A 13,488-nucleotide genomic window follows, 5' to 3' on the forward strand; every position below is an offset into this window, starting at 1 on the left:
AATAGTCTTACTTATTTCATAGTCTCCATATTTTCTATATAGATCGGGCCCCCTGGACCTGTAACCGGGTCGCCCTCCTCCCCCTGAGCAGAGGTTGGATAAAGGTCAGCCCAGCCCACGTATTGTATATAGAATATATTCCCGAATTTTCTCTATATATTTAATGTGGGCAAGTTGCTTATAGCAGGGGGCCCTCGACGCCTCCATGGATCTTTCGAAGAAGAGAAGAGGACCAATCCGCCGCCAGGTCGGCGAGCGGATCATCGAGTCCTCCTTCTTCTTCGCCGCCATCGCCTCGATCCTGGTGATGGTCCTCATCTTCTACTTCCTGATCCGCGAGAGCCTTGTAGCCTTCCAGGAGGTGGGTGTATTCGACCTCGTCTTCGGGATGAAGTGGCACTCCGCCGGGGAGATCTTCGGTATGACCCCCATCATCGTGGGATCGATCATGGTGACCCTCCTCGCCCTCATCATCAACATCGCCGTGGGGGTTCCCCTGGCGGTGTACCTCTCGGAGCTGGCCGGACCCAGGAGCCGCTCGATATTGAAGCCGGCGATAGAGCTCTTGGCCGGGGTCCCCTCCATCGTATACGGCTTCCTCGGGGTCCTCATTCTCGTCGCCTACCTGGAGCGGAGCTTCGATATGCTGACGGGCCGGTCGATCCTGGCGGGGTCGATCCTCCTTGGGATCATGTTCATCCCCGCCCTGACGACGATCTGCGAGGACGCCCTCCGGGCCGTCCCCCGGGAGTTCAAGGAGGGGTCCCTGGCTCTGGGGGCGACCCGGTGGCAGACGGTCCGGCGGGTCACCCTCCCGGCCGCCTCCTCCGGGATCATCGCCGCCGTCGTCCTCAACGTCGGGAACATCATCGGTGAGACGATGGCCGCCCTCCTGGTGGTGGGGAACGTGGCGCGGCTGCCTTCCCCCATCTTCGACGTCTTCGACCCCAGCGCCATCTTCACCTCCGTCATCGCCGGGGAGATGGGGGAGGTTCCCCACGGATCGATCCACTACCATGCCCTCTTCGCCGTCGGTTTCGTCCTCCTCGCCATCGTCACCCTCCTCAACATCTCGGCGGACCTGGTCAGGGCTGCCATCAAGAAGAAGTTCGGTGGATATTGACGGAGCTGCCGACGATCTCCGCCGATCGGGACCCAGATATATAGCGGTACCTACCCTATATAGTGAATATAGATAAGTGCTTTAAGCGATGAAAGATCGGTCAGATGAATAGCATGGACCACCCAGAGAAGCGGAGGCCGCCCCGGTCTCGCAGATACGGCGATCGCTTTGTGGAGGCGCTCCTATTCTCTGCCGCCATCACCTCCATCCTGGCGATGCTTCTGATCTTCTACTTCCTCACCTTCGAGAGCTTCCTCGCCTTCCGGGAGGTGGGGGTCTTCGATATGCTCCTGGGGCAGAAGTGGCATCCCGCCGGGGAGGTCTTCGGGATGGCGCCGATCATAGCGGGCTCAGTCCTCATCACCACCATCGCCCTCATCATAAACATCCTGGTGGGGGTGCCCCTGGCGATATACCTCTCGGAGCTCGCGGGCCGCCGGTCCCGGGAGTTTCTAAAGCCGGCGATAGAGCTCTTGGCCGGGGTCCCCTCCATCGTCTACGGCTTCCTCGGAGTCCTCGTCCTGGTGGTTTACCTGGAGCGGAGCTTCAACATGCTGACGGGCCGGTCGATCCTGGCGGGGGCGATCCTCCTCGGGATCATGTTCATCCCCGCCCTGACGACGATCTGCGAGGACGCCCTCAGGGCCGTCCCCAAGGAGTTCAAGGAGGGGTCTCTGGCCCTGGGGGCGACCCGCTGGCAGACGGTCCGGCGGGTCACCCTCCCGGCCGCCTCCTCGGGGATCATAGCCGCCGTCATCCTCAACGTCGGCCGGATCATCGGGGAGACGATGGCCGCCCTCCTGGTGGTGGGGAATGTGGCCCGTCTGCCGTCCCCCATCTTCGACGCCTTCGACCGGGGCGCCATCTTCACCTCGGTCATCGCCGGGGAGATGGGGGAGGTGGCCCACGGATCGATCCACTACCACGCCCTCTTCGCCGTCGGTTTCGTCCTCCTCGCCATCGTCACCATCCTGAACATCTCGGCGGACCTCGTCAGGGCGGCGATCCAGAAGCGGTTTGGAGGGTACTGATATGAAGAAGATCAGGCCAGTTCCCCTGGCCTCGATCGCCGTCGCCCTCGTCATCCTCACATCTTCTCTCGTCTACCTCGTCCTCCAGCCCGGCAAGATCCCCCTCGTCTCCTTCTGGATGGGGGGGCTCCTCCTCAACCTCCTCCTCATCTCCGCCTCGGCCCTCGCCCTCCGCCGGGAGGCGCAGGATGGTGCCCCCTCCCTCTGGACCGCGGGACGGCTCCTTCCGCTGTCGGCAGATCTCGTCTACATCCTGGCCGTCGTCCTTTTGATCTCCTCCGGCCGGGTCGGCCCAGACCTAAAGCTCGAGCTTCTGGGGCTGAGCGCCGTCTTCACCTACCCCATCGTCCTCCCCTTCCTCGTATTCATCGGGAGCTTCCTTGCGATAAAGGACTCCATCAACCTCCTCTACGGTTACAGCTCCCGGGGGAGGGAGGTCCTCGTCTTCTCCATGGTCCGGCTCTCAGCGGTCTTCACCCTCCTCCTTCTGGGGGGGATCATATCCGTCATCCTCTTCCGGGGGATCGGGGCGATAAGCTGGGAGTTTCTGACCCAGCCTCACTTCCGCCTCGGGACGGAGGGGGGGATCAGCACCTGCATCCAGGGTACCTTCTGGCTGGTGATGGGGGCGATGCTCATCTCCGCCCCCCTGGGGATCGGGGCCGCCATCTACCTCAACGAGTACTCCAGGCACTCCGGGCTGAAGCGGGTCGTCACCATCGCCGTCGGCTGTCTCAACGGCGTCCCCTCCGTCGTCTACGGCCTCTTCGGCCTCGCCTTTTTGGTCGCGACCTTCGGCCTCTCGCTCTTGGCGGGGTCGATCATCCTGGGGCTGATGAACCTGCCGACGATCATCCTCACCAGCCAGGAGGCGCTGAAGAGCGTTCCAAACTCCTTGCGGGAGGGGAGCGTCGCCCTGGGGGCTAGCAGGTGGCAGACGGTGAGGAAGGTGGTCATCCCCTCGGCCCTCCCCGGGGTCCTGACGGGGCTGATCATCGGAGTGGCGAGGGCCGCCGGCGAGACGGCCCCGATTATGTGGACCGCCGTCACCTTCTCCGCCACCCCCGTCACCATGTACTACGGCGTCGTCCCCGACGTCACCCAGCCCGTCAACAACCTCTGCTACCACCTCCTCAACCTGATCTACTTCCTGGGGGCCTGGGACGTGGAGGAGAAGGCCTGGGGGACGGCCCTCGTCCTCCTGGCCCTGGTCCTATCCATCAACATGGTGGCGATCTTCGTCAGGAACCACTACCGAAAGAAGATCTCGTGGTGAGCCCCCACCCCAGAACTTTTATCATTTCAGCGGCATAAGAGTCGGGCATGATACCGATCTCTCCCGACGAGATGAGAGCCGTCGACGCCAACTGCACCTACTTTGGGCTCCTCCCAATACAGCTGATGGAGAACGCCGGGTCAGCCCTCGCCTCGGAGGCGAGGAGGAGGGCTCGCGGCAAGAAGATAGCCGTCGTCGCCGGGCGGGGGAACAATGGCGGGGACGCCCTCGTCGCCGCGCGGCACCTCGCCGACCTCGAGGTGACGGTCTTTCTCCTCGGCAGGTCGAGGGAGATCGCCACCCAGGAGGCGCGGCAGAACTGGGAGATTCTGGAGCACCTAAACTTCGACCTCCGGGAGGTCCGGTGCTCGGAGGAGCTGGAACCCCTCTCCCGCTACGACCTGATCCTGGACGCTATCTTCGGGACGGGAGTCCGCGGCCCCGTCCGGGGGCTGGAGGCGGAGGCGATCGACGCCATCAACTCCTCGGGGAGGCCCGTCCTCTCGGTGGACGTACCGAGCGGCCTTGGTACCGAGAAGGCCGTCGAACCCGACGCCACCGTCACCTTCCACCGGCCGAAGGTGGCCATCCCCGGGGAGGTGGTGGTGGCGGGGATCGGGATACCTCCGGCAGCGGAGTTCTATGTGGGGCCCGGGGACCTAGGCCTCGTCGCCCGCCGGGCCTCCGAGAGCCACAAGGGGGAGAACGGCCGGGTCCTGGTGATCGGGGGCGGCCCCTATTCCGGGGCTCCTGCCCTGGCGGCGATGGCCGCCCTCCGGGCCGGGGCGGACCTCGCGACCGTCGCCGCCCCCAGGAACGTCGCCGGGATCATCGCCGGCCTCTCCCCAAACCTGATAGTACGCCCATTATCCGACGACCACCTCTCCCCCGGCGACCTGGACCTTATCAGGGAGCTCTTGCCCCGCCACGACGTCGTCGTCGTCGGGATGGGGCTCGGAAGGCACCCGGAGACGAGGGAGGCCCTGGCGGAGCTGATCCCCGAGTGCGGCAAGGCGGTCATCGACGCCGACGCCCTCCTCCCGGGGATACCCCTCCAGGGGATCATCACCCCCCACGAGAGCGAGTTTAGGAGGGTGAGCACCATCAGGGTGCCGCCGGGGCGGGTCGAGAAAGAGACGTTGATGAGCTTCGCCCGGGACATGACGCTCACCGTCCTCCTCAAGGGGAAGGTCGACCTGATCACCGACGGTTCCGTCGTCAGAGGGAATGCCACCGGCAATGCCGGCATGACGGTGGGCGGCACCGGGGACGTCCTCGCCGGGATCGCCGGAGCCTTCTACTCCAAGGCCCCGCCCCTCCGGGCCGCCGTCGCCGCCGCCTTCGTCAACGGGACCGCTGGGGATCTCGCCTTCGTCGAGAAGGGCTACTCCCTCCTCGCCACCGACGTCATAGAGAAGATCCCTGCCGCCATGAGGCTCTGACTTCTGGAGATGGGATCGGATCATGCCGTTCGGGGACCGGTGGGGATCAAGGGGCGGGATGGTGGAGATCACCGAGAAGCCCGTCGTTGGGCGGAGGGCCGTAGCCTCCGGCATCATCCGCCTGAAGGGGTCGACGGTCGAGTCGATAAGAGAAGGCGGGGTGAAGAAGGGGGACGTCCTCACTGTGGCGAGGGTGGCGGCGATCCAGGCGGTGAAGGAGGCGCCCCGGACTATCCCCCTGTGCCACCCGATCCCCATCACCGGGGTAGAGGTCGACTTCGTCCTCCTCCCCGCCGCCGTCAGAGCGACGGTTGCCGTCACCTCCGTCGGGAGGACCGGGGTCGAGATGGAGGCCCTCGCCGGGGTCTCGGCGGCGCTCCTCAACGTCTGGGATATGGTAAAGTACCTGGAGAAGGACGGGACGGGAAACTACCCCTCGACCTCTATCGAAGAGATCCGGGTGGTGGAGAAGAGGAAGGGGGTGGGTTGAGGAAGGGGTCAGGGGAGCTCTCCATCCCGGATCGTCTCCTCTTCGGATGGGGGTCCGGATATCTTCTGTCGGCGGGGATCTTCGGAATATAGATCAGGTGAAATAGATAATTATTTATAGAATTTCCTCCAAAACATGGAACTGCCGTTGGAGTCCGCCCCCTGCCGGGACGATTTATCCATCGGTTTATGGGCGGAGGGGCTGGACGGGATGAAGCTGGACGCTCAGATCCCGCCCGTCTCGTCTTTGATCCCGCGGGTCGAATCGATCTGCCCAGATGGAGGGATGTGGATCAAGCCGGCGGTGGAGGGGAGCGCTCCGCCGTCCTGCGGTCGGATGATTCGGGGGTAGAGACGATGAACCCAGAGTCGGTCCTGAATAAGAGCTTAATTGCGATCTACGGGACGGTGCTGCTGATCGGCTTTTTATTGATCTTCATTCTTCCGCCGATCGGCTTCGTGATAGTACTTCTATCTGCCGTCCTCCTGGTCATCTATGCCCTCCTCTCCGGTCGAAGAGGCGGGCCTCGGCAGTGATCCTCTCCCGCCGGATATTTCGTTTTTATTATCCCTTAAGCCCGTACTCCGGGAGCCTCTCCCGGGCGGCCTCCCTCTCCCGCTGGTGCTCGGTCAAAAAGGCCTTGATCCTCTCCGCCGCCTCCTTCTTGCATGACCCGCAGGTTCTCGTGCCGCTCTTGCATCCATCGAAGACCTCTCCAAGCTCCGCATCGTCCTCGGAGAGGTGGAAGAGCAGAAGCTCGTAGACGGTGCACTTCTCCGGCTCGCCCCCCAGCTTCTTCTGCTCGACGAGGGACTGCCTACCGCCGGTGACCGCCTTCATCACCTTCTTTCTCGCCTCTTCGGGGTCCTCGGTGAGGGCTATGTGGCTCTCGGGCCGTGAGGAGGACATCTTGCCGCCGGTGAGGCCGGTCATGAACCGATGGTATAGAGACGCCGGAGGGACGAAGCCGTAGCCTCCCGCCTCCACCTCCAGGCTCCTCATCGCCTCCTCGACCCTCCCCGAGTCCTTCGCCAAGGCGTCGAAGACGTCGATGTGCTCCTCGTACCGCTTGACCTTCCTGTAGCCCATCTCCTTCAGGCGCGCGGCGGCGGCATCGATCAGCTCGGTCCCCGCCGCCTTCCCCCGGAGGCTGATGCGCCCCTCCCTCTCCTCCACCAGGAACTTTCTCATCCTCCCGGCCAGGTCCCGGGTGAGCCGGATGTGGGCGTCCTGATCCGAGCCGACCGGAATCACCACGGGCTTCGGCCCCCCGTTCTCGGGGAGCTGGGGGTGGAGGATGTCGGCGCTCTGGACCATGACCGAGACCATGTGGGCGACGTTCGTCTCCCCGGAGAAGCCGTATATCGCCGCCAGCTCCGAGAACCGAGCGGCGGCCGCCAGCTCGAAGGCGAGGTCCCGGACGGCCCCGCATTCCGACTGGAAGTATATGGTCGCCGACGGCTCGAGCCCCAGGGCGATGATGCTGAGGATGTACTCCTCGATCCCCATCTCCCGACACCGCTGCCAGCTGATCCCCCGGACCGAGTGGGCCTCCATGTCGGCGATGGCGACGAAGGCGTCCCCCCCGTGCTTCTGGTGCCAGATGATCTCCTCCATCACCATCTTGCCGCCGAGATGGACCCTCCCGCTGGGCATGAACCCGCTCATCACGGCGAAGGGGCTCTTCTCCTTCATCGCCTCGACAACCCTATGATAATCGCGGTGGCCAAATATTATATGCCTCTTCATATATGCATGGGGGTCATCGATCTGGGGCAGGAGATCCTCGAAGCTCGATATCCCGAACTCCTCGAAGAGCTTCGAGTAGTCGTCTATCGAGACTGCGCCCCAGGGGTCCAGCTTCGTTGCCATAAGTCCAGGCGATGCAGAATATGGTATATTTACCTTCTCGTCATCCTCAGAAGGCCGGTGGTCGGGGGGGAGGGTCCCAGCTAAAATTATTTAAATCAAGGAGTCGATGATACTTTCGATGGACCAAGACTCCTTCCCCTGCGATCTCGTGACCTGGAATGAGTTCTACGACCTTGCCCGGACTTTATCCAGGATCATCAAGGCTTCGGGGTGGCGCCCCGACCTGGTGGTGGCGATAGGCCGGGGCGGCTACGTCCCGGCCCGGGTCGTCTGCGACTTTCTTGTCCACGACCTCCTCACCAGCATCAAGGTCGAGCACTGGGGGATTGCGGCTCAGAGGAGGGAAAGGGCATCGGTCCGTTTCCCCCTGGCGACTGCAGCCTCCGGCCAGAGGGTCCTCGTCGTCGACGACGTCACCGACACCGGGGAGACCCTGGCGGCGGCGACGGGGTACTTGAAGAGCCTGGGGGCCGGGGAGGTGAGGACCGCGGTCCTCCAGCACAAGGCCAGCTCAACGATCGAGCCGGACTACTACGCCGAGAGGATCGATCTATGGAGGTGGATCATATACCCCTGGGCGGCCCACGAGGACCTGGTGGGTTTCACCGGACGGGTCCTCTCCGGGGCAGGTCGCCCCCTCTCGAAGGGGGATATCATCGCAGAATTGAAGAGGAGGTTTGAGATCGATCTGGATCAGGTGGAGATGGCCGAGGTCCTGGAGGACCTCGTCTCCCTGGGGATGGCCATCAGGTCTGGATCGGTTTATACCGCCACAAGATGCTGATTAGATTGGGGATTTGGATAAACAAAAATAACCTATTTATATGAGAATGATTTTGTAACCAGAAAAATAGCTGTGGTATTTATGAGACAATTTTCGGTCAAAGTCTTGGACGACGACGACCGGGAGTTCGTCGAGGTCCTCCGGGACCTGGGCATCCCCCGGAACGTCGCCAGCATGATCACCTACCTCGCCAACGTCCAGGAGGCTACCTCCCGGGAGATCGAGATCGGATCCAACCTCCGCCAGCCCGAGGTAAGCATCGCCATGAGGGCCCTTCGGAACAACGGCTGGGTCGAGGAGCGGGAGGTCAAGAAGGACGGGAAGGGGAGGCCGATGAAGGTCTACCGGCTGATAAGATCTCTTGAGGAGATCATAACCCACTTCGAAGAGGAGAAGAGGCTGGAGTCTACACGGGTTATGGAAGACATTGGCCGGCTGAAGGATCTGAGCGGAAGGCTCAGCAGCATCTGAAAATCTCCTCATCCAGAGGAGACGACCCGGACGATCTCCAGGTCTTTGGCCTCCACCAGATCGTCGGCGGGAACGGGGTGGCCCTCCAACAGCGCCACCACCGTCTCGGGGTTTATGTTCAGAAGCATGAAGAGCTGGTCGTAGGTCAGGTCCCTATCGAGATCGACGGTCCTCTCAGTGACGAGGCCGTCGGCGCGGATCCGGATCTTGAGGGCTCTCACTCCTCCTTCTCACCGCCTGGGCCCACGAGATCGTCGAGGTTCTCCTCTATCAGCTTCTTCTCCAGGTTCTCCGTCTTCTTGTCGCCCTTCCTCTCTACGTCCCTTTTCTTGAACTTGGGCACCAGCATCACCCCTCCGTCCTTTCGATCTCGGGCGGTATTAACCTTTCGTCACCCTAGCCTCCGTCCTAGGAGAGCCCACTGGTCGTAGATCCCCAGGTCGTCGGGGTTCGCCGCCACCTCGGCGGCCCATCCGACGGACCCGAGGGCTTCGGCGACGATCCGGGCCTCCCTCTCGGTGTAGGTGGTGTAGATCACCATCTTCTCCGCGAGCTTCGACGAGCTGACGAGAACCTCCCTCCAGAGGGGCCAGTTGACGTCGTCGATCAGCCCCACCATGAACCCCACCACCACATCGAACCGCCGGGGAGGGAAGAACCGGTCCAGGAGCCGGGCGTCCAGGACCATCGCCCTATCGGAGTCGAGGTGGCCCGCCTTCAGGGCCATGCAGATCTCGCAGCTGTCCAGGTCCTCGGTCCAGGGCCGGAACCCGAGCCTCTTCAGGGCCTGGGTCCCCATCCCGCTCCCGCAGCAGACCTCCAGAACCTCGCTTCCGGCGGGGAGGAGGGGCCGCAGGAACCTCTCCAGGCCCTCGATCCTCTCGGGGACGAAGAGGGGGGGGCTGGCCACGGGGCAGGCGTCGCAGAAGAGCTCACTTCTGAGGGAGATGGCGAGGGCCTCCACCACCCCCTCCAAAAACTTCTCTTCCTCCACCCGGACGACTCTGGCTGCACCGTCCTGGAGGTAGCCGTCCAGGGCCCGGGAGCCGGAGTAGCGGTCCGTGAGGAGGAGCCAGGTATCTGCGGGCTCCGTCAGCCTCAGGGCGACCCCGAGCCGATGGGCTCCGCCCCCCTCCTCCACCACCTCGATCAGGTCTTCGACTTTCAGCCCCGACCGGAGGATCTCCGAAGTGACCGGGAGGCTAATCAGGTCGGCCAGGGACTCTTCGGCGAGGAAGACCCCCTCCCCGCCGTCGATCTTCAGCATCTCGTGGAGCAGCACGATCAGAAGATCCCCGCCCTGGGGATATCAAGGTTTCTTCGGGGAAACGGCTATATGGTCTCCTGGCGATTCGTCTGTGGTTGAAGCTATTGGACGTTCCAGGGGTGGGCTCGAAGCTTTCGGAGCGGCTCATCACCCGCTACGGAGACGAAGAGGCAGCCCTCGAGGCCCTCCTGAGGGGGGACGTGGCGGGGCTCATCGAGATGAGGGGGATGAGCGAGCGGCAGGCGACGGCCCTCGTCCAGCGGGCGCGGGGGGCGAGCTACGGCGTATCCCCCGCCGCCTTCCTCGCCACGGAGGAGGCGGCGAGGATCTACTCATCCCTGATGGAGCTCCTGGTGGAGGAGGCCCATACCGACCGCGCGAGGCAGAGGCTCTTGACTTTATTTCCCTCCTCCAGCCGGGAGATGATCGAGGAGAACAGAAGGCTGGCGGAGGAGGCGGTGGCCACGGCAAAGAGGCTCCAAAATACCGGCATCGCCGATCATCTATCTCGGTTGAGGCCGTTGCGGAGGGGCGCGGGACCTCGGGTCCGGAGTCGGTCGGTGGCGACCGATTCGGCCACCACCTTCCGGGCCCTGAAGGACCGGGGGATCGATAGAACCGTCGACCTCCACCTCGTCGAGAGCTCGAGGGACCTCCGGGACCTGGCCCAGGGCTACGACCTCGTGACCCTCCTCGGCCGGAGCATCGACAGCCTATCCCTCCCCGAGGTCGAAGAGGCGGTGGGGGAGGAGGAGTGGTACCTCGTCCCGGAGCGGGTCCTCCACCACTACCAGGAGAACGAGACGACGATCGATGCCCTCCTCAAGGCCGCAGAGATCCTGGAGGTGGCGGAGGTGGCCAGGTTCGAGGGGTTGGAGGGGCTTTCTCTCTCCATGGCGAAGCTGGCGGAGGAGGGAGACCCCGAGGTCCAGAGGCTCGAAAGGCTGATGGCGGAGGTGGAGGGGAGGGCGGAGGAGGCGGTGGCCTGGGCGAACCGCGAGCTGAAGACGAGGATGGAGAGCTGTTCGGTCACCCTCGCCGGGGACGACCTCCTCCTCGCCCTGGGGAAGGGGGGGGACCTCCGGGACGTCTTCCGATCCCGGATGGGGGAGACCTTCGCCGCCGTCCTGAGGTCTGCCCGGGAACGGGCATCCTCCGGCCTCCACCTGAAGGGCTCCGAGGGGGCGAGGCTCGAGGAGTTGATCTCCCCGGAGGTCCGCTACCCCCTGGAGGTGGACAGGGCGGCCCTCGCAGTTTTCGTCCAGGAGATGCGGAAGAGGGCGGAGGCGAGGAGGCTCAAGGCCCGTCGGGAGGTGGCAAAGGAGCTATCGGGGATGTGGGAGCTGGTCGTGGCCCTCCACGAACGCCTCCTGGACTTCGACTTCATCTACTCCCTCGGCTCCTTCGCCTTATCCCGGGGGCTGGCGATGCCCGCCTTCGTGGAGGAACCCTGTATAGGCTTTTTGGAGGGAAGGAGCCTCTTTCTGAAGGACCCGGAACCTGTCAGCTACTCCGTCGGCCATACGGGGCTTGCCGGGGGCGGGGAGACGACGGCGATATTGAGCGGCGTCAACTCCGGGGGCAAGACCGCCCTCCTGGAGCTGGTGGCCCAGGTGGCGGTCCTGGCCCACATGGGCCTCCCCGTCCCGGCGAGGTCCTGCAGGCTATCCCTCTTCGAGAGCCTCTACCACTTCGGCAAGAGCAGGGGAACCCTGGGGGCGGGGGCCTTCGAGGCGACGATCCGGAAGTTCTCCGCCCTCGCCGGGGAAGGGAGGAAGCTCGTCCTGGCGGATGAGCTGGAGGCGATGACGGAGCCGGGGGCCTCGGCGAGGATCATAGCCTCCCTCCTCGGCGAGCTCTCCCGGGGAGGCTCGGTCGCCATCTTCGTCAGCCATTTAGCCGAGGAGGTGGCGAGGTTTGCGGAGACTGCCGTCAGGATCGACGGGATCGAGGCCCGGGGGCTCGACGAGGAGTACCGGCTGATCGTCGATAGAAGCCCCCGCTACCGCCACCTGGCAAAGAGCACCCCGGAGCTGATCCTCGAGAGGCTCGCCAGAACTGCCGAGGGCGGAGAATCTGAGTTCTATGGGAGGCTCTTATCGAAGTTCCGCTGAAGTTTTATACTTGCAGGTCTATTTATATCTCATGGGACCCCCTTACCACCTGGAGATCTGGCATATCGCCGTCATCTGCCTCTTGATGCTCCCCGCCTTCTTCATCGCCAACTACCTCCTGGTGAAGAAGATGGTCCAGGAGAGGAGGATCAGGGAGGATAGGGTGGAGAGGTTCGTCGCCGCCAGCGTCTCCCGGGATATGAGCCCGGAGAATAGGTCCAGGAAGAGGCCGAGGAGACGGCTCTGATATCTTCCGCCTCCGGCGGCTCGGCCAAGGGCGCGAGGAGCGGGGCGGCGGCATCCTCCTTGCGGACTGGAGATTGAGATGCCCTCTTCTAGAGGAGGATGGGAGGCGTAACCAGGACGCAAATGGCTGGCAGGCCCCGGATATATAAAATTTATATATAAATATATATCTATCTTATGGCGGGTCGAATATTATGGGAAACCTCTTTATAGTATAAACAAGGGAGTTATCGTCGGGGTGTGTACTCGAATGAGCGATAAGACGGAGCAGTTGAAAGAGCTGTTCTTGAAGATCTCAAGCAGCACCAAAGTGGTCGAGAAGCAGGCCACGCTACACGGCGATCTAAAGGGGAGCGAAGAGATCGAAAGCAGGCTTCAGGTGGTGGTATCCGATATGGCCCAGCGATACAACATCCAGACCAAGCTCACCCCCCAGCAGCTGGCCGCCGTGGTGAGGCTATTTTATAAAGGGCTCAGCGACACCGAGATCGCCGAACAGCTGGGAGATCGAGCCCTCAACAAGACCGTCAGTCGCGCCAGGATCAAGCTCCATCTCTTCCGGGAATCCGACCTGAAGCCCCCCTTCGAGAAGCAGGAGTTTCTGAGGCTCTCCGCGGCCGGTCACTCGGTGAAGGAGATGAGCGAGAGGCTGGGGGTCGCCCCCTCCACCATCAGCGAGTACAAGAACATCTTCGAGTGCCAGGCGGCGGCCGAGAGGGACGGATTCACCAAGCGGTTTGAGGATATCATCTCAGACCAGGACGTCTCCGAGAGGATGGTCACCCACATCTCCAAGGACGGGCTCCAGGACACCATGGATACGGATTACGAGACCGCAGAGGCTTGAATAGGGGGAGCCTCCTTCAGAGGTCCCCCCCACCCATGAAGCTCAGATCCTGGTGGCCTCGTAGGGTCCCGATAGCTCCAATAGTTCGCTGTCGCGATAGTAGAACTCTCCCCGGATCGTCCGATCGTCCACCACCCGCCCGTCCGTAAAGGAGATCGTCGTCAGTGGATCCTCCCCGTCGGAGCCCTTTATGGCAAGGTAGAACGCCTTGATAGCGCCACCTTCGATCGTCCCAAAGACGATTCCGCCGTACCCGTCACCGGAAGGGGTGATCTCCACCGAATATGATCCGATTATGCTCTCTCCGATCTGCTGGATCTCGGCGGTCATCACCTCTTCGACCTCGCCGAAGTTGTACGTGGACTGCCATCGTCCGGTTACGTCGACGTCGCCGAAGGCGATGCAAGGGGTGAGGAGAATCGCCAATGTAAGCAAGAGCCTTCTCATATTGATCACTTCCTTAATCTGTCCATCTATGCTACGTGTTAGCTACTATAATATTTATCCTCTTTGGGTACGTAGGAT

17 protein-coding genes are annotated in these 13,488 nt (G+C 62.9%); 12 read left to right on the plus strand and 5 right to left on the minus strand.

What is annotated here, in order from left to right:
* Window positions 1-205: 205 nt before the first annotated feature.
* The 7 genes from pstC (MHAR_RS02110) to MHAR_RS02140 all read left to right on the plus strand — a co-directional run bounded on the left by pstC (MHAR_RS02110) (window position 206) and on the right by MHAR_RS02140 (window position 5,898).
* Complete coding sequence (pstC, locus tag MHAR_RS02110) at window positions 206-1,123, plus strand: phosphate ABC transporter permease subunit PstC (protein WP_014585981.1); 918 nt, start codon at window positions 206-208, stop codon at window positions 1,121-1,123.
* A gap of 113 nt (window positions 1,124-1,236) precedes the next feature.
* Window positions 1,237-2,154 (plus strand): phosphate ABC transporter permease subunit PstC, encoded by a 918-nt coding sequence (gene pstC, locus MHAR_RS02115; protein WP_143763232.1) that lies wholly within the window; start codon window positions 1,237-1,239, stop codon window positions 2,152-2,154.
* A gap of 1 nt (window position 2,155) precedes the next feature.
* The gene (gene pstA / locus MHAR_RS02120; RefSeq protein ID WP_014585983.1) at window positions 2,156-3,430 is read left to right on the plus strand and encodes a phosphate ABC transporter permease PstA; all 1,275 of its coding nucleotides are present in this window, start codon (window positions 2,156-2,158) and stop codon (window positions 3,428-3,430) included.
* 47 nt (window positions 3,431-3,477) lie between these two features.
* Window positions 3,478-4,872 (plus strand): bifunctional ADP-dependent NAD(P)H-hydrate dehydratase/NAD(P)H-hydrate epimerase, encoded by a 1,395-nt coding sequence (locus MHAR_RS02125; RefSeq protein WP_014585984.1) that lies wholly within the window; start codon window positions 3,478-3,480, stop codon window positions 4,870-4,872.
* Window positions 4,873-4,894: 22 nt separating this feature from the next.
* Complete coding sequence (gene moaC / locus MHAR_RS02130; RefSeq protein WP_014585985.1) at window positions 4,895-5,362, plus strand: cyclic pyranopterin monophosphate synthase MoaC; 468 nt, start codon at window positions 4,895-4,897, stop codon at window positions 5,360-5,362.
* A gap of 135 nt (window positions 5,363-5,497) precedes the next feature.
* Window positions 5,498-5,713: a hypothetical protein gene (locus MHAR_RS02135; protein ID WP_048144262.1), complete on the plus strand. Its 216-nt coding sequence runs from the start codon at window positions 5,498-5,500 to the stop codon at window positions 5,711-5,713.
* A 5-nt stretch (window positions 5,714-5,718) separates the two neighbouring features.
* A complete protein-coding gene (locus MHAR_RS02140) occupies window positions 5,719-5,898 on the plus strand; it encodes a hypothetical protein (RefSeq protein WP_048144263.1) in 180 nt (59 codons plus the stop codon).
* A gap of 28 nt (window positions 5,899-5,926) precedes the next feature.
* On the opposite strand, the gene MHAR_RS02145 is transcribed toward MHAR_RS02140, so the two are convergent.
* Complete coding sequence (locus MHAR_RS02145; RefSeq protein WP_014585987.1) at window positions 5,927-7,234, minus strand: tryptophan--tRNA ligase; 1,308 nt, start codon at window positions 7,232-7,234, stop codon at window positions 5,927-5,929.
* 118 nt (window positions 7,235-7,352) lie between these two features.
* On the opposite strand from MHAR_RS02145, the gene MHAR_RS02150 reads away from it, so the two are divergent.
* Both MHAR_RS02150 and MHAR_RS02155 read left to right on the plus strand, forming a co-directional pair.
* Window positions 7,353-8,018 (plus strand): phosphoribosyltransferase, encoded by a 666-nt coding sequence (locus MHAR_RS02150; protein ID WP_143763233.1) that lies wholly within the window; start codon window positions 7,353-7,355, stop codon window positions 8,016-8,018.
* 81 nt (window positions 8,019-8,099) lie between these two features.
* The gene (locus MHAR_RS02155; protein WP_014585989.1) at window positions 8,100-8,489 is read left to right on the plus strand and encodes a hypothetical protein; all 390 of its coding nucleotides are present in this window, start codon (window positions 8,100-8,102) and stop codon (window positions 8,487-8,489) included.
* Between the two features lie 8 nt (window positions 8,490-8,497).
* Here MHAR_RS02155 and MHAR_RS02160 read toward each other — a convergent pair whose 3' ends face one another.
* The 3 genes from MHAR_RS02160 to MHAR_RS02165 are packed head-to-tail and all read right to left on the minus strand — an operon-like array spanning window position 8,498 to window position 9,771.
* The gene (locus MHAR_RS02160) at window positions 8,498-8,710 is read right to left on the minus strand and encodes a hypothetical protein (RefSeq protein WP_014585990.1); all 213 of its coding nucleotides are present in this window, start codon (window positions 8,708-8,710) and stop codon (window positions 8,498-8,500) included.
* Window positions 8,707-8,841 (minus strand): hypothetical protein, encoded by a 135-nt coding sequence (locus MHAR_RS14025; protein ID WP_266335530.1) that lies wholly within the window; start codon window positions 8,839-8,841, stop codon window positions 8,707-8,709. Before MHAR_RS14025 ends, MHAR_RS02160 begins: the two co-directional genes overlap by 4 nt.
* Before the next feature lie 39 nt (window positions 8,842-8,880).
* Entirely contained in the window at window positions 8,881-9,771 is an 891-nt protein-coding gene (locus MHAR_RS02165; protein WP_014585991.1) for a class I SAM-dependent methyltransferase, read from the minus strand.
* Window positions 9,772-9,851: 80 nt separating this feature from the next.
* On the opposite strand from MHAR_RS02165, the gene MHAR_RS02170 reads away from it, so the two are divergent.
* The 3 genes from MHAR_RS02170 to MHAR_RS02180 all read left to right on the plus strand — a co-directional run bounded on the left by MHAR_RS02170 (window position 9,852) and on the right by MHAR_RS02180 (window position 12,963).
* Window positions 9,852-11,870: a DNA mismatch repair protein, MutS family gene (locus tag MHAR_RS02170; RefSeq protein ID WP_014585992.1), complete on the plus strand. Its 2,019-nt coding sequence runs from the start codon at window positions 9,852-9,854 to the stop codon at window positions 11,868-11,870.
* Window positions 11,871-11,901: 31 nt separating this feature from the next.
* Window positions 11,902-12,117, plus strand: a complete 216-nt coding sequence (locus MHAR_RS02175; protein WP_143763234.1) for a hypothetical protein — start codon at window positions 11,902-11,904, stop codon at window positions 12,115-12,117.
* A gap of 249 nt (window positions 12,118-12,366) precedes the next feature.
* Window positions 12,367-12,963 carry a transcriptional regulator gene (locus MHAR_RS02180; RefSeq protein ID WP_014585994.1) on the plus strand — a complete coding sequence of 199 codons (597 nt, stop codon included), beginning with the start codon at window positions 12,367-12,369 and terminating at the stop codon, window positions 12,961-12,963.
* Window positions 12,964-13,005: 42 nt separating this feature from the next.
* Here MHAR_RS02180 and MHAR_RS02185 read toward each other — a convergent pair whose 3' ends face one another.
* Window positions 13,006-13,410, minus strand: coding sequence for a hypothetical protein (locus tag MHAR_RS02185; RefSeq protein ID WP_143763235.1), 405 nt, complete (start codon window positions 13,408-13,410; stop codon window positions 13,006-13,008).
* Window positions 13,411-13,488 lie beyond the last annotated feature (78 nt).

It is taken from the genome of Methanothrix harundinacea 6Ac (assembly GCF_000235565.1).
Taxonomy (GTDB): domain Archaea; phylum Halobacteriota; class Methanosarcinia; order Methanotrichales; family Methanotrichaceae; genus Methanocrinis; species Methanocrinis harundinaceus.

Coding starts and splice junctions, on each gene's coding strand:
- MHAR_RS02155 (WP_014585989.1), top strand. CDS start 8,100: ATGAGACAATTTTCGGTCAAAGTCTTGGACGACGACGACCGGGAGTTC.
- pstC (WP_143763232.1), top strand. CDS start 1,237: ATGGACCACCCAGAGAAGCGGAGGCCGCCCCGGTCTCGCAGATACGGC.
- MHAR_RS02150 (WP_143763233.1), top strand. CDS start 7,353: ATGGACCAAGACTCCTTCCCCTGCGATCTCGTGACCTGGAATGAGTTC.
- MHAR_RS02125 (WP_014585984.1), top strand. CDS start 3,478: ATGATACCGATCTCTCCCGACGAGATGAGAGCCGTCGACGCCAACTGC.
- MHAR_RS02145 (WP_014585987.1), bottom strand. CDS start 7,234: ATGGCAACGAAGCTGGACCCCTGGGGCGCAGTCTCGATAGACGACTAC.
- MHAR_RS02140 (WP_048144263.1), top strand. CDS start 5,719: ATGAACCCAGAGTCGGTCCTGAATAAGAGCTTAATTGCGATCTACGGG.
- pstA (WP_014585983.1), top strand. CDS start 2,156: ATGAAGAAGATCAGGCCAGTTCCCCTGGCCTCGATCGCCGTCGCCCTC.
- moaC (WP_014585985.1), top strand. CDS start 4,895: ATGCCGTTCGGGGACCGGTGGGGATCAAGGGGCGGGATGGTGGAGATC.
- MHAR_RS02135 (WP_048144262.1), top strand. CDS start 5,498: ATGGAACTGCCGTTGGAGTCCGCCCCCTGCCGGGACGATTTATCCATC.
- MHAR_RS02175 (WP_143763234.1), top strand. CDS start 11,902: ATGGGACCCCCTTACCACCTGGAGATCTGGCATATCGCCGTCATCTGC.
- MHAR_RS02185 (WP_143763235.1), bottom strand. CDS start 13,410: ATGAGAAGGCTCTTGCTTACATTGGCGATTCTCCTCACCCCTTGCATC.
- pstC (WP_014585981.1), top strand. CDS start 206: ATGGATCTTTCGAAGAAGAGAAGAGGACCAATCCGCCGCCAGGTCGGC.
- MHAR_RS02180 (WP_014585994.1), top strand. CDS start 12,367: ATGAGCGATAAGACGGAGCAGTTGAAAGAGCTGTTCTTGAAGATCTCA.